Here is a 14,272-nt window from a genome sequence, read left to right as displayed (position 1 = left end):
GCAAGTTGTGGAAATCGATCTGGCCCGTTTCCTTGCTCCGACAACGCCCCATGAGTTTGTTAACAAAAACACTCGTATAAGGTGCGCAGTCTTTATATTGCCATTTAATGGTTGCACTGACTAGGAATGAGATTCTATCCGTTATTTCTCAGTTTTCCTCAACTCGTATCATATGATGCACTTTGAGCTGACGGCAAGGAAGAGTTTTCCGGTTACAGGCCTAACTGTCAGGTATGGCAGGCGGGCAAAATCTTGGCTGATGCACGGCATATTGGCGCAGTTAGAAGCTTGGGCGCGGTCAAGGTTGAAACTATTTGCAGAAGGCCGTATCTGCCATTCCGACTTTATTTGCGTTGTTCTGCCAGGACGGTGATGAACGCCGAGGTGAAGATCGCGCGGAACTTGCGTGTTTCAAGGAATGAAAATGACGAAGATCGTATTCGTGTCAGCTGATGGTGCAGAACGTACAGAGGTCGAAGCCGAAAATGGGTCAAGCGTAATGGAAGCAGCCATTCGCAACGGCATCCCCGGTATTGATGCTGAATGTGGCGGTGCCTGCGCCTGCGCAACTTGCCATGTCTATGTTGATGAAGACTGGACCGACACTGTCGGTGGTCCGGACGCGATGGAAGAGGATATGCTGGATTTTGCTTATGAAGTTCGACCCACTTCGCGGCTCTCGTGCCAGATTCGCGTGTCGGATGATCTTGAAGGCCTCATCGTGCGGGTGCCTGAACGTCAGAACTAAATTTCCGAAGAAATGGAGAGGCGATGGGTACTGAACTGCAGAACGATATTGCCGTTATCGGATGTGGGCCTGTCGCACTCTTTTCCGTTTTCCAGCTTGGACTGTTCGGTTTCAGGTGTCATCTCATCGATGCATGTGACCGGCCCGGTGGGCAGTGTGCAATGCTCTATGCTGATAAGCCGATTTACGATGTGCCTGGATTTCCTGAAATCATGGGCAAGGAACTTGTCGAACGGCTTCTCAAGCAGATCGAGCGATATAAACCGGTTTTCTATTTCAATAAGATTGCAGTCAGCATCACCAACGATGGAAAAGGCGTGGCTGTTAATAGTCGCGATGGCGACAAGTTCAAAGCGCGTGCAGTGGTAATTGCATCGGGTCTTGGTGCGTTCTCCGGCAATGGACAAGTAATCCGTCCCGACCCACTGGCCGAGCTTTCCTTAATTAAGACGGGCAATATGCTGGCTGTAAGCCCGGAGACCTTCAGAACGTCAGGTCCGAAGGTCTACGCTATAGGTGATGCCTGCCACTATCCCGGGAAGCTGAAACTGATCCTGTCAGGATTTCACGAAGCCGCGTTGATGACGCAGGCCATGCGCCGCGAGTTGCGCTAGTCTCATTCCTTTATTGAGAAGCGTGTTGAGCGCGCTCCATGCGATAAGTGAGCAAGCGTGCAAAGCGGTTCTCAAAATTGATCGTTTCAACCCGGTCAAACCGTTGCTGCTCCCTATCGTGCGCTTCCATGAGACGTGCCGTCACTTTGTCGATATCAGCGCGAAGCACAGAACAATCTGAGCGGCTACGTAGTCTGCGTATTTCCCGCTCCATTTCGCTCGCGAAGCTGCGAGCAATGACGATGTGGCTTTCTTCGTGGCGGCGAATGTCTTGCGACAATGTATCCCAGATCAACGCCAGTTCCGGCGTTGCCTTGCGGCGCTGTTTCCACCGGGGCAAAGAGACCTTTGCGTGAACATTCACATAAACGTCTTGCACTTTGCAGGATTTCCCAGGTGCGCGGCCATAACGTACCTTGGCATCGAAACGGATTTCGGCGGCGCCGGGATGATGCTGACCAGTCTTCTTTAGGAAGGGTCCATTGCGGGAAAGAGCCTTGTCGAGGTCTGCAGCCGTTTTGCCGCTTATGTTATAATAGCTGAATTCGCGAAAGATCGCGGCTGCGTCCGCTTGTGGAGCTACAAGGGCGATAACTGTACTGAGAGCCAGAACCTTTTTTCTCAAATTCATATCCTGGCACCTCTTTCTAAAACCAGTAAGAAATTTGCTTTTTATTGCCGCAAGCATGGCATGCAATCGTCAAGAGAACTATAACGCCCTTCACAAAATGACTTCAGGCGAAGTTGGTTTCAATCTCGCCGCGATGCAATGGCCCAGGGAAAGGGCATAGGAACATTTCGCTATGACGAAAGAATGGCACGTTGCTCACGGAAGGAGCCTCCGTCTGGGGGAAAAATCCGTAATCATGGGTATATTGAATGTCACGCCCGACTCATTCTCCGATGGTGGTCACCACAATGATCTGGAGACGGCGATCGCAGTGGCCGGTCAGATGCTCACCGATGGAGCGACGATCATTGATGTCGGTGGAGAATCAACCCGGCCCGGAGCTACTGCGGTCGATTCAGCAACGGAAATCGCACGTGTTGTCCCGGTCATTGAAGCATTGGCGAAGAGGTATGATTGTTTCATCTCCATTGACACATACCGTGCTGCAACTGCGCAGGCTGCCGTCGATGCTGGAGCCCATATCGTCAACGATGTTTGGGGACTGCAACGAGAGCCTGAAATCGCGCTAATTGCAAAAAAAAGCGGTGCAGGTTTGGTCATCATGCATACCAGCAGGGATCGCGGCGTCCTTGCCGACGTCATTGAAGATCAGTTCTCATTCCTGAATCTTTCTCTGGATATAGCGGAATCGGCGGGTATTGAAAAATCCCGCATCGTCCTCGATCCTGGTTTTGGCTTTGGCAAGAACAAGGAGGAGGATATTGCGTTGTTGGCCAGAGCTGACGAATTGCAGAAATTTGGGTTTCCATTGCTGGTCGGTACATCGCGTAAGCGTTTTATCGGCGGCATGACGGGCAGGGACAATCCGCTCGACCGAGACATCGGAACTGCGGCAACGTCTGTCGCACTGCGTTTGGCAGGTGCCGACATCTTCCGTGTTCACAATGTCGCTTTTAATAGAGATGCACTTGCCGTTGCAGATGATATCCTGCAATCCAGATGCAGTGAAAATAGAAAGTAAAGCCGTGTACACGATCCGAATGATGAATTGCGCATTTTTTGCGCACCACGGCGTTTTCGATGAAGAGCACAAGCTCGGTCAGCGTTTTTACGTCGATGCTATTCTTGATGTCGATCCGGGCAATGCGCTGGAGAATGATGATATTGACGGTACTGTGCATTACGGTATCGCCTTTGCTGTCATTGAAGACATCATCACCGGTCGTCAGCGCTATCTGATCGAAACGCTGGCTCTTGACGTGGCCAAGGCACTGACCGCCCGGTTTCCGCAGGTAAGACGCACAGAGATTACGGTCCGCAAGCCGAATGCACCTGTTCCGGGTGTGCTGGATCATGTCGAAGTGACAGTGGTTTATCCGCAGTGAAAGCAAGCAGCCATTATCGCGCCTGGCTGGGGCTTGGCGGAAATATCGATGATCCTATCGCATCTATGGGCAAAGCGTTACGCTTATTAGATGAGAGGGCCGACACAAATATCGTGGCGGTCTCGCCTGTCTACCGCACGCCGCCATGGGGGAAGACAGACCAGGCGTGGTTTCACAATGCGTGTGCTGAAATCGAGACCTCATTGAGCCCTTTGGAGCTGATTGCAACCTGTCTTGATGTGGAGCGCTTATTGAAGCGCGTAAGGCTGGAGCGATGGGGCCCGAGAATCATTGATATCGATTTATTGGCCATGCAGAACGAGGCGGGAAGCGCTGTCGTCATGTCCGATGCAGCTCTACAACTTCCGCATCCGCGGATGCATGAGCGGGCTTTCGTTCTTGTTCCCTTGAGCGATATTGCGCCGTCTCTAAAAATTGCAGGCAGGACAGTAGCTGCCTGGAATGCCGAGATCGAACAAGCCGGGATAGAAAAAGCCCGCACGGATGCGGGCTGGTGGCACGAATAGAATTCTGGTCAGTTCTTCGCGATGCTGCCGACTGCGATACTATCCACGCGCTTGAGGCTCATGCCGATGACCGGAACCAGTTCCTTGTCGACGCGAACGGAAACGGTCACATTCATCGTGTTTGGATCGGATACCCGCGCCAACATAGCACCATTTAGCTGCTTGCGGTTCAGGCCGAAAACAACCTTATTACCGCTGACGGTGCCGGACGTGACATCAAGGCCCTTACCCTCGGCACCATCATTGAATTTGCCGGAATAAGCAGAGCCAACGCGTGTGACGGTGGCCTTCATAGGCTGCGAAAACACGCCAACACGGCAGGAACCGTCAAGCGTCATGCCGACTTTTTCATCCGGTGTTGATCCGGCGAGGTCACAGACAAACTTCGTACCTTTGTATTTCCCGGCGACGATTTCACCTGGGCCAGACCATTGCCCCTCGATCGTTTGAAAGAACTGCTTGTCCTTGTCAGCGGCCAGAACCGGCGCAGCGGAAAATGACACGGGCAGCAGCGTCAAGCAGGCGGCGATGCAATTCTTCATATTCAGCTCTGTCCCGGATCCACGACCTTCATCGGACGTCATTCCTAATCGTTGTTTTTAAGCATGTCACGACCAAAAGCTGGTCGCGTCTCGCAAACTGTCGGAATTCCCGACGTCGCCACAAATCGACAGATGGAGAAGGGCACATGTTCATGGGGAGTATGCCGCTACACCCGACCGCTCGATTCTAACGCTAATCTCTACCCGCCTATAATCGTCGCGAATGGTTAATGCTTCGGAAACAAACGGCTATTTGCAGGAGGCTTTCCGTCGGATCGTTCACTACTTAATCTCGCAAGGTCGCCGATAAAATCTCCAATTCCAGGGCGTTTTTCCGCATTGAATGGAAATGGACGTACCACATCCATGGCCGCGATCCCGATGCGGGCTGTCATGAGGCCGTTGACAACTCCTTCGCCCAGTTTGGCCGACAGTCGTGAGGCAAGGCCGTGACCGACCAACTGTTGGATCACGCTATCCCCCATCGCTAGCGTTCCCGTCACGGCCAGATGGGCAATAACCCGACGGGCAAGTTTCAGAAAACCCAGCGTGCCTGGACGACCGCCGTACAACTGTGAAAGTCGACGGATCAGTCGGGCTGATTCAAAAATGACATAGCCAATATCGACCAGAGCTCGCGGGCTGATCGCGGTAACAATTGAAACGCGCTTTGAAGCATTCAGAATGAGCGCGCGCGCTTCCCGATCGAGAGGACGAAGGATTTCAGTTTCAGCAAGTTGGATCAGGTTCCGCCCGTCAATGATATCGTCTGTCAGGCCGTCCAGAAGCTGCCTCCCGCGCGCTGTCTCAGGCAAGCCTGTCGCAATTGAGCGTAGCGAGTCCACTGCTTTTCTGGCTGCGGCCATATCGTCTCGTTCCGCCGCATCTGCGGCGTCGTTGCGGAGGTGCTGCACTGAAGCTAGACGGCGGAGTGCGACCAATTCGCGAACGACAATGGCTATAAACGTGACGAGGGCGATTGTAGCGACACCCAGAGCGGTCCAGCCCAGCCAATCTGCGCGGGAGAATAGCGCCCGAATGAGGTCTTCGGTCCACATTCCGATGGCGAATGAAAAGAGGATGCCGAGAGCTCCGAGAAATATTTTGCTGAGCGACCAGCTTTTGCGTTCCGGCTCATCAAATGAGGGATCGAGAACTTCCAGTTTCGCGGCTTCTTCCTCGCTTAAGGCGAAGATATCCGGTTGAGGAACAACAGCATCAAGATTGCGTACAGCACGAGGGCGGCGCGGCGCATCGTCCAGCGTTTCTGTGCGGGCGGAGGGCTGGCTTACTGTAAAGGAAGCAGGGCTGCGTGGTGTCTTCTCTGTCATGCGAGGCGATCCCCAATCAGAAACTGTAGGGCACGATCCAGCCTTATGTGAGGCAAGGACAACGTGATGCCTTCCGCTGTACGCTCAAGCCGGGGAGGGCTAAAACGAACGAAACGGATGGCTGGATCATCTTGCGCAAAAGACTTTTCAAAAATTGCGTTGGGATTCTTCGGTAAGTCTCCAGGAAATATGGCAGTTTCAGTTTTACCATCGAAGACTTCACCGTCGATCTTTTCACCTTTCAGTGGCGTGCCGACAATGACCGGAAGAATTTCCTTGCCCTGGGTTACTGTTGCCTCGCGGGTTGCGCGTACGGCGGCCATCGCCAGAACATCAATATTCGCGCCGGAAAAGTCGGCGCGCTCTATAGCCCGTTCCACGAGACGGCGCACAATGGCTTGCAGACGGTCATGACTTTCATGGTGAAGATGGTCGGCCTTGGTTGCGGCAACAAGAATGCGGCCGATCCGCCGTTGGATCAGGCCAGTCAGCACGTTGGAGCGCCCTGGGCGGAAGCAGGACAGGATATCTGTGAGCGCGCGTTCGAGATCGGCAACGACTGCGCCTCCAGCATTCATCGCCTGCATGGCATCGATGAGCACAATTTGCCGGTCGAGTCGCGCAATATGTTCGCGAAAGAAAGGCTTGATGACGTAGGTTTTATAGGCTTCATACCGCCGTTCCATCATTGCGCCCAGAGAACCTGCCTTCAGATCATTCGGCTTCAGGTCGGGCAGCGGGGCGAATGTCAGTGCCGGTGATCCATCTAGGTCGCCCGGCATAAGGAAGCGTCCTGGCGGCAAGGTCGATAAAGCGCGTTCATCGGCTTTGCCTGCACGCAAATAAGCTGTAAAGCTCTTTGCGAGCCGCTGCGCAGTCAATTCGTCCGCCTTTTCGGAAGGCGCGATGAGCGAAGCTTCGGCAATCCACTCCTGAGCGAGATCGTTGTGCGTTGGTTCATGGGCGAGAGCAAAAGAATCGGCACTGAACTCAGCATAGGATTTGCCAAGCAGAGGCAGATCCAGCAGCCATTCCCCGGGATAATCAACAATATCGACCGAAAGTTTGCCCGGTGACAGCCAGCGGCCCCATGCGGAAGCGGATTCATATTCGATCGTCAGGCGTAATTGCGAGATAGCGCGGGTGGACTCCGGCCAAATACGCTCATCAATCAATGCTGACAGATGTTCTTCATACTGAAAGCGGGGAACGGCATCATCGGGCTGCGGTTCAAGCAGCGCCCTTGAAATACGCCCGGATTTATAGGCTTCGAACATAGGAAGCCTGCCGCCATGCAAGAGGTTATGAACCAGCGCTGTAATGAAGACCGTCTTTCCGGCGCGTGACAAACCTGTAACGCCGAGCCGCAACGAAGGAGACAAAAGCCCGGTCGCACGATCTGTTAGTGTATCCAGTGCGATCATCGCTTCGTCGCCAATACTTGTCAGCTTAGCCAATTAACCCTCGCCAATTCGATTGTCTGTCAGCGGTATAGATAGGGTGGCACCGGCGACCTTGGCAAGGAATGTTGTCATGGCGAAACATCCAAAGCAGGACTCAAGGTACTAATGAGGCAGCATGAAGCTTTCCAGATAACCAGTACCAGGCCGAAGCTCACCCAGCGAAGCGGGAAACACAATGCTCGCCAGTGCGGCTGTTGGAAAACCTGCACGGAGCTTCAAAAGGCCATCCTTGTTGCCATCGCTACACAAAGCCAGTGCCAGATCTTCTATGCTGGGATTATGTCCCACGAGCATCAGTGTAGGCACATTTCCATGCTTGTTTATGGCGTGCATGTAATCAGCCGCGCCCCCGCTATAGATTGTGTCATCGATAACAGTTTCGACATCAATCTTTAATCTTTCGATGATGCCGAACGCAGTATCCCTCGTTCTGCGTGAACCTGAAAGTACCACCAGATCAGGAATGAGATTGACAGACTTCATTGTCTCCGCAAGTCTTTTCAGAGAAGCTTTCCCTTCCTGATCAAGAGGACGATCAAAATCCTTCATTCCGGGTTTTGCCCACGCGGCTTTGCCATGTCTTAGGAGAAGCAAACGACTCATCTGTAGCGTTCCAAACTGTGTTCAGGGAGCATTTTCGACCATAATCGGAGCGCATCCAGCCGCGCAGAAGCCCATTTTCCCGATTTTTCTATGTCTGTCAGCATTATTTACCGAGGGATATCTGCCTAGTTAATAGGCGGATGATCTTGTGCCTGATTGGCGTTGAACGAGACTGGAATAAATATCTGTTTTATAGGCAGTCAATTGAAGTTATTCTAAAAATCTAAAGAGCAACATTTCGCATAGACTTTCTAATCGCATAATTTTTAAGCAAAATCATATAAAATTGATGCACTAAAAAGTGGTGGGATATGGTTGTTTGATGTTGTGTCCTTGATGCTATGGAACTATATAACCGCTCGCGTCTCCTAGATGTGGGGTAATTCAGAATGAGTGAATTGATTGACCTTGACTATAGGCCCACTGAAGACGAGCCGTTCATGAATGAGCGGCAGAAGTCTTATTTCCGCGCGAAATTGATTGCGTGGAAGAATGATATTCTGCGGGAAGCGCGCGAAACGCTTGAAGCGCTACAGCAGGAAAATGCAAACCACCCCGACCTGGCGGATAGGGCATCCTCCGAGACGGATCGGGCAATCGAGCTACGTGCTCGCGACAGACAGCGCAAATTGATATCCAAAATCGACGCAGCCCTGAGCCGCATTGATGAGGGGACATACGGCTTCTGCGAGGAAACGGGAGAACCTATCAGCTTGAAGCGGCTTGATGCGCGTCCGATCGCTACGCTATCCATCGAAGCGCAAGAGCGCCATGAACGTCGTGAGAAAGTCTATCGCGACGACTAGGTTTCAAGACGGTTTGAAAACTTATAGGCTGCGGTTTCCGCAGCCTATTTTCTTTTTATCAGTGCATATACAGGCAGGAGACTCAGCCCCTGCGAATTTCATCCTTGGTCAATTCACCGAGGAGCTTTTCCATTTCATCCTCGATATCATCCTTGGCCTTGTCTTCAACGCCATCATCGGTTGCGGATATATCAAGCGAACTCAGAAGTTCATTCTCGAAGTATTCCGTGTCAAACGAGATCGATTCCTCAGCGGCATTGTTGGCTGCACCCTCTGAGCTGACATCCGCTGTGATCTCGTCACGTAACGCGCTGCCGAGATCGGCCAGGTCATCATTTGGGGTTTCTGCTGATACTTCTTCGGACTCTATTGGTTTTGGTTCGGCAACCGTGATTACAGGCTCGACCCGATTCGGTTCCGAAGGGGTAATGAAAGCAGGTGCTGCAGTGGATGAGGCAGTAGGGCCGGTCACATCGATCGAAGAAGATTTTTCTGCGACTGCTGTTTCACGCCCAGGAACGATGCCGCCAAGATTTGCAGAAGCGGCTGACGCTGTAGCAGCAAAGCCAGCGGTTGCGGTCGTGCCGGAGGAGGTCGAACTCAGGACGCCCCGGGAAACCTGGCTTAACGGATAGGCCGGGTGGGCGCGGGTCGACTGTGCCTGAGTTTGAGCGGGGCGAGGCGGCAATACAGTGCGGGGCTGCGGCGGATAGCTGGGTGCTGGGCGTGGCTGCGGCCTCGACTGGACAGGTTGAGAGGATTTCGTCTCGACAGGCGGTCGAGATGGCGTTGCTTCCGTCGGAAAGTGTGGCGGAACGCGAACAGGCGCAGCCGCCTGCTGGATCGGCTCTTCTCGTACTGGCTCAGGCTTGCGATAAACCGGCGTTTCAATTGCGGACGTGATCTGGATCGCTTCGTCCTTCTCTTCGGCCTGCGGTGGTTGCAGTGGAAGAGCAGGGCGCTCCGCTCTTTCATTGGTCAGTGTTGCTTCGTGCTGTTTGAAGCGCTCGATGTGCTCAGGTTCTATGCGTGAAGCCTGAGCGCGCGCATGTACGCGCGATTCCATCACGATGTTCTGTTCAACCACGACATCGGTCGGCCCGCCAATGAGCAGCAGATGTTCCACATCGTCACGGCGAATGAGGACCAGCTTGCGTCGGCTGTCGACTGCCGCAGCGTCCATCACTGAGAGGCGCGGCTGCCGCGAACGCCCGTTAGAGGCGAAAGTACCGCCACTGAAACGGCGAATGATACTGAGAACGACGAAAATTCCGCCAAGAATGATCGCAAATACTAGGATGAAGCCGACAATATTAGCCGCGCTCTCTCCAACGATGCCGCTGAGCCATTCCTTCATGCGGATACCCTCTTAATACAATAAACGAAAAACCTGCGACGAATGGAGACTACGTTTCCCCCGGCAATCCACATCATCACATGATTGGTACAGTAGTTGAATTTTTGAGCATTGGGAATGTTTCTTGGAAATGCGAGAAATATATGATCTTCAGGCAAAACGGTGCAAAAAAGTCTAATTTGCACCGTTTCAGTGCAGCAATGCTTGTACTGCTCGCCGATTAAAGCATTCTGCGAATCGGATAAACCCTGACATATTGGCTGAGCGTTCCCACGCGATAGCTGAAATGCGCAGAGAAGTGCATTCGAGAAAATCGGATATGCGGATGATTGAAATGACGTCTTGGCTGATTGAGAAAACACACGGCACGCTGATGCCTGTTGGTGTCCAGCCACGCAACGTGAAAGGGCAGCAGGCTTGATGTCGCGACAGACGGACAACGCTTATCCGAAACCGCTGGTAATGCCGAAGCGCAATCGTAGCGGCGCTCTTCGCCTGTTGATCGTAGGTGTTTTGCTGACCGTCGCCGCGATTGCCTATTTTGTGTTTCGCGACCAGTTAGGAGATGGGTTTGCCCTTGTTCTCATGGGCATTCTTTCCATGGTTGGAGTATTCTATCTTTTCGGTGTTGCGACTGGCCTGATCCAGTTCAGCCAGAAGAACAGCGATCAGGACCTCGCTCATTCCTTCATGGATTCACAGCCCGAAGGAACGGTTATTTCCGACGCACGCGGCCAGATCGTTTATGCCAATCAGGCTTATGCTGTCATGACCGGAGTAGCGAACGCCGAAGGAGTTCGTTCGCTCGATAATGTGCTGACGGCGGAACCGGCGGCGTCCGACGCGATTTACCGGCTGACGAATGCCGTTCGCGATGGTCTGTCGGCACAGGAGGAGGTGCGTCTGTCGGGCGGTCTTTCTCGCGAAAGTCATGGGTCGTTGGCTCCAGTCTGGTACCGTATCAAGGCACGTCCAATTGAAGCTGGACAGGAATTCAAAAGCCCGCTCGTTGCCTGGCAGATCGCTGATATTTCCGACGAGCGCGCTGAGCAGGAGCGTTTCTTTCAGGAGCTGCAGGAAGCCATCAATCATCTCGACCACGCACCAGCAGGTTTCTTTTCCGCTGATCCTTCGGGTCGGATCATTTATCTCAATGCAACGCTTGCGGAATGGCTTGGTGTCGACCTGACCCAGTTTACACCGGGATCGTTGACACTCAACGATATCGTGGCGGGCAGCGGGATGGCGCTGATCAAAGCGGTGAAAGCCGAACCGGGCACAAGCCGTAACACCGTTATCGACCTTGACCTTATCAAGCGCAACGGACAGAGCCTTGCGGTTCGCTTCTATCACCGTGTTCAAGCCGCCCGCGATGGAACACGTGGTACAAGCCGTACCATCGTTCTCGATCGTGCAGAGGGTGAAGATTCGTCGATGGCACTGCGCTCAGCAGAAGTGCGCTTCACGCGTTTCTTCAACTCTGCTCCGATGGCCATCGCTGCGGTTGATTCCGGTGGACATATTTTGCGCACCAATGCGCGATTTCTCGATATTTTTGCTCCTGTTGTGGATCGGGATGCGATTGATGGCAATGCGAAGCTTGAGATCGTTGTGCATGAGCGCGACCGTGAGACTTTCAATAGGGCACTTGCTGCCGCCTTCGCCGGACAGGCAAGTATATCGCCTGTCGACACAGTTTTACCGGGCAATGAAGAGCGGCATATCCGCTTTTATATGAGCCCTGTAACGGATCTGGGCGGGGAGCGTGCTGAAGAGGCAGCGATTATCTCGGCTGTCGAAACGACTGAGCAAAAAGCCCTTGAAAATCAGATGGCACAGAGCCAGAAGATGCAGGCGGTCGGTCAACTTGCAGGCGGCATTGCACACGATTTTAACAATGTTCTGACTGCGATCATTATGTCGTCGGATTTGCTACTGACGAACCATCGCGCGTCCGATCCTTCCTTCCCGGACATCATGAACATAAAGCAGAACGCCAATCGCGCGGCCTCTCTCGTGCGCCAACTTCTGGCATTCTCGCGCCGACAGACACTTCGCCCTGAAGTGCTGGACCTGACGGATGTTCTGGCAGATCTGCGCATGTTGCTGGCGCGCCTTGTTGGCAAAGATATTGAGCTGAAAATTGATCATGGGCGTGATCTGTGGCCGGTTAAGGCTGATCTAGGGCAGTTCGAGCAGGTCGCGGTCAATTTGGCTGTCAACGCACGTGACGCCATGCCGGAAGGTGGTGAAATCACGTTACGCACGCGTAACGTGACGGCTCTGGAAACGGCAAAGCTTCATTATCGAGACCTGCCGGACGCGGATTACGTAGTTTTCGAAGTTGAGGACACCGGAACGGGTATTCCAGCGGACGTGCTTGAAAAGATTTTCGAACCGTTCTTTACAACGAAAGAAGTTGGTAAGGGCACCGGGCTTGGCCTGTCGATGGTATATGGCATCATCAAGCAGACCGGTGGTTTCATCTACTGCGATTCCGAAGTCGGAAAAGGCACAACGTTCAAGATCTTCCTGCCGCGTCTTATTGAAGAAAAACGCGCTGATGATGCGCCAGTCGTTGTGAAGGAAAAGAAGGTCGAGAAAGCGACCGACCTTTCCGGTTCGGCAACAGTACTTCTGGTTGAAGATGAGGATGCGGTCCGTATGGGCGGCGTGCGTGCACTTCAGTCACGCGGATATACTGTCCACGAAGCAGCGTCCGGTGTCGAAGCGCTTGAAGTCATGGCTGAACTTGGCGGTGAGGTGGATATCGTCGTGTCGGATGTGGTTATGCCTGAAATGGATGGCCCGACGCTGCTGCGTGAACTGCGCAAGACTTATCCTGATATCAAGTTCATATTCGTTTCGGGTTATGCGGAGGATGCCTTTGCGCGCAATCTTCCAGCCGATGCCAAGTTCGGATTCTTGCCAAAGCCTTTCTCACTCAAACAATTGGCAACAACTGTTAAGGAAATGCTGGAGAAGCAGGATTAATACTTCGGCGAGGTTTACACCGTGATGCCTGAAGGCAATATCGCCATTCTGGGAGGCGGGCCATCTGGTTTGATGGCTGCCGAAAGACTGTCCGCACTGGGCTACCGTGTGACCGTTTACGAGCAGATGCCTACGGTTGGCCGAAAGTTCCTGCTTGCTGGCAAGTCGGGTCTGAATATCACGCATTCAGAGGATTTTGCAGCTTTTGCTGGGCGCTTCGGCTCAAGCCGTGATCGTATACTGCCAACCTTGACCGATTTTGGTTCAGCCGAGTTGCGTACATGGGCGGATGAACTGGGCGCCGAGACCTTTGTCGGTTCGTCCGGCAGGGTTTTTCCCAAAGCGATGAAGGCGTCGCCGCTTCTGCGCGGTTGGAGAAAACGTCTCGAAGACCAGGGTGTCCGTATCCTAACTCGCCATCGCTGGCTTGGCTTCGCAGGCAGTAGTCTCAGAATTGAAAACTCGTACGGCATCCAGACGATTATATGCGACGCCGCTCTTTTTGCGTTTGGCGGTGGAAGCTGGCCGAAGCTCGGCTCCAACGGCCTTTGGGTTGACGAGTTTAAACGAAGATCAATTGATATCGCGCCGTTTCAACCAGCGAACTGCGGTTTTGATGTTGCCTGGAGCGATCTATTTGCCGAACGCTTCGCCGGTGAACCAGTGAAGTCGGTCACCGCGACGTCCAGTGCAGGCACGATGCAGGGCGAGTTTGTCGTTACGCGCGGCGGGGTGGAGGGTAGCCTCGTCTATGCCCATTCCGCAGCTCTGCGCGACAGCTTGCAGGAGAACGGCAAGGCGTTTCTGAAACTTGATCTTGTTCCAGGACGAACTCTTGAGCGGTTGGTAGCTGACATTTCCCGGCAAGATGCAAAGCTGAGCTTCGGTAATCTTCTGCGTAAGGCGGCCGGTTTGACGGGTGTAAAGGCAGCTCTTGTTACTGAGTTCACCCGCGACAGAAATCCGAAAGCGCTGGCCGCCACGATCAAGGCTCTTTCCATTCCATTACTCCGCCCGCGCCCGCTGGATGAAGTGATCTCGTCGGCGGGTGGGGTTCGCTGGCAAGAAATCGACAAGAACTACATGCTGCAGAAGCTGCCCGGCATTTTTGTCGCCGGAGAGATGATTGACTGGGAGGCACCCACAGGTGGCTATCTCCTTACCGCCTGTTTCGCTATGGGCTGTGCAGCGGCGAACGGTATCGATGCATGGCTTAAGGCAGGTAACACGCGCAGCGAGAAATAAGTCTGCGCCGACTTCTTTAAGTAGAA

14 protein-coding genes are annotated in these 14,272 nt (G+C 53.3%); 8 read left to right on the top strand and 6 right to left on the bottom strand.

What is annotated here, in order from left to right; genetic code table 11:
• Positions 1-424: 424 nt before the first annotated feature.
• Together FJQ48_RS16055 and FJQ48_RS16050 are read left to right on the top strand one after the other, a co-directional pair.
• The gene (locus FJQ48_RS16055; protein ID WP_139975953.1) at positions 425-748 is read left to right on the top strand and encodes a 2Fe-2S iron-sulfur cluster-binding protein; all 324 of its coding nucleotides are present in this window, start codon (positions 425-427) and stop codon (positions 746-748) included.
• A 23-nt stretch (positions 749-771) separates the two neighbouring features.
• On the top strand, positions 772-1,362 hold the full coding sequence (locus FJQ48_RS16050) for an FAD-dependent oxidoreductase (RefSeq protein WP_139975952.1): 591 nt from the start codon (positions 772-774) through the stop codon (positions 1,360-1,362).
• A gap of 10 nt (positions 1,363-1,372) precedes the next feature.
• Here FJQ48_RS16050 and FJQ48_RS16045 read toward each other — a convergent pair whose 3' ends face one another.
• The gene (locus FJQ48_RS16045) at positions 1,373-1,993 is read right to left on the bottom strand and encodes a DUF922 domain-containing protein (RefSeq protein ID WP_139975951.1); all 621 of its coding nucleotides are present in this window, start codon (positions 1,991-1,993) and stop codon (positions 1,373-1,375) included.
• Positions 1,994-2,165: 172 nt separating this feature from the next.
• Here FJQ48_RS16045 and folP point away from each other — a divergent pair, with 172 nt between their 5' ends.
• The 3 genes from folP (at position 2,166) to folK (ending at position 3,905) form a co-directional block, all read left to right on the top strand.
• Positions 2,166-3,014, top strand: coding sequence for a dihydropteroate synthase (gene folP, locus FJQ48_RS16040; RefSeq protein ID WP_139975950.1), 849 nt, complete (start codon positions 2,166-2,168; stop codon positions 3,012-3,014).
• Between the two features lie 4 nt (positions 3,015-3,018).
• Positions 3,019-3,378 (top strand): dihydroneopterin aldolase, encoded by a 360-nt coding sequence (gene folB / locus FJQ48_RS16035; RefSeq protein WP_139975949.1) that lies wholly within the window; start codon positions 3,019-3,021, stop codon positions 3,376-3,378.
• Positions 3,379-3,443: 65 nt separating this feature from the next.
• On the top strand, positions 3,444-3,905 hold the full coding sequence (gene folK, locus FJQ48_RS16030) for a 2-amino-4-hydroxy-6-hydroxymethyldihydropteridine diphosphokinase (protein WP_139976324.1): 462 nt from the start codon (positions 3,444-3,446) through the stop codon (positions 3,903-3,905).
• A gap of 8 nt (positions 3,906-3,913) precedes the next feature.
• On the opposite strand, the gene FJQ48_RS16025 is transcribed toward folK, so the two are convergent.
• The 4 genes from FJQ48_RS16025 to FJQ48_RS16010 all read right to left on the bottom strand — a co-directional run bounded on the left by FJQ48_RS16025 (position 3,914) and on the right by FJQ48_RS16010 (position 7,844).
• Positions 3,914-4,447: a hypothetical protein gene (locus tag FJQ48_RS16025; RefSeq protein WP_139975948.1), complete on the bottom strand. Its 534-nt coding sequence runs from the start codon at positions 4,445-4,447 to the stop codon at positions 3,914-3,916.
• Between the two features lie 227 nt (positions 4,448-4,674).
• Positions 4,675-5,778: a TIGR01620 family protein gene (locus FJQ48_RS16020; protein WP_139975947.1), complete on the bottom strand. Its 1,104-nt coding sequence runs from the start codon at positions 5,776-5,778 to the stop codon at positions 4,675-4,677.
• Positions 5,775-7,235 (bottom strand): YcjX family protein, encoded by a 1,461-nt coding sequence (locus FJQ48_RS16015; protein WP_180350225.1) that lies wholly within the window; start codon positions 7,233-7,235, stop codon positions 5,775-5,777. The genes FJQ48_RS16020 and FJQ48_RS16015 overlap by 4 nt, the downstream gene beginning before the upstream one ends.
• A 108-nt stretch (positions 7,236-7,343) precedes the next feature.
• Complete coding sequence (locus FJQ48_RS16010; RefSeq protein ID WP_139975946.1) at positions 7,344-7,844, bottom strand: histidine phosphatase family protein; 501 nt, start codon at positions 7,842-7,844, stop codon at positions 7,344-7,346.
• A gap of 389 nt (positions 7,845-8,233) precedes the next feature.
• On the opposite strand from FJQ48_RS16010, the gene dksA reads away from it, so the two are divergent.
• Positions 8,234-8,650, top strand: coding sequence for an RNA polymerase-binding protein DksA (gene dksA, locus FJQ48_RS16005; RefSeq protein WP_006466858.1), 417 nt, complete (start codon positions 8,234-8,236; stop codon positions 8,648-8,650).
• Between the two features lie 82 nt (positions 8,651-8,732).
• Here the strand turns inward: dksA and FJQ48_RS16000 are convergent, their stop codons facing one another.
• Positions 8,733-10,007: a flagellar biosynthetic protein FliO gene (locus tag FJQ48_RS16000; protein ID WP_139975945.1), complete on the bottom strand. Its 1,275-nt coding sequence runs from the start codon at positions 10,005-10,007 to the stop codon at positions 8,733-8,735.
• 420 nt (positions 10,008-10,427) lie between these two features.
• Here FJQ48_RS16000 and FJQ48_RS15995 point away from each other — a divergent pair, with 420 nt between their 5' ends.
• Both FJQ48_RS15995 and FJQ48_RS15990 read left to right on the top strand, forming a co-directional pair.
• A complete protein-coding gene (locus tag FJQ48_RS15995) occupies positions 10,428-13,001 on the top strand; it encodes a PAS domain-containing sensor histidine kinase (RefSeq protein WP_139975944.1) in 2,574 nt (857 codons plus the stop codon).
• Between the two features lie 24 nt (positions 13,002-13,025).
• On the top strand, positions 13,026-14,246 hold the full coding sequence (locus FJQ48_RS15990; RefSeq protein WP_139975943.1) for a TIGR03862 family flavoprotein: 1,221 nt from the start codon (positions 13,026-13,028) through the stop codon (positions 14,244-14,246).
• Positions 14,247-14,272: the final 26 nt, after the last annotated feature.

Source organism: Ochrobactrum sp. CGA5, assembly GCF_006345815.1.
Taxonomy (GTDB): domain Bacteria; phylum Pseudomonadota; class Alphaproteobacteria; order Rhizobiales; family Rhizobiaceae; genus Brucella.
The sequence above is the reverse complement of the archived record's forward strand: the minus strand, read 5'-3'. Positions and strand labels throughout refer to the sequence as shown.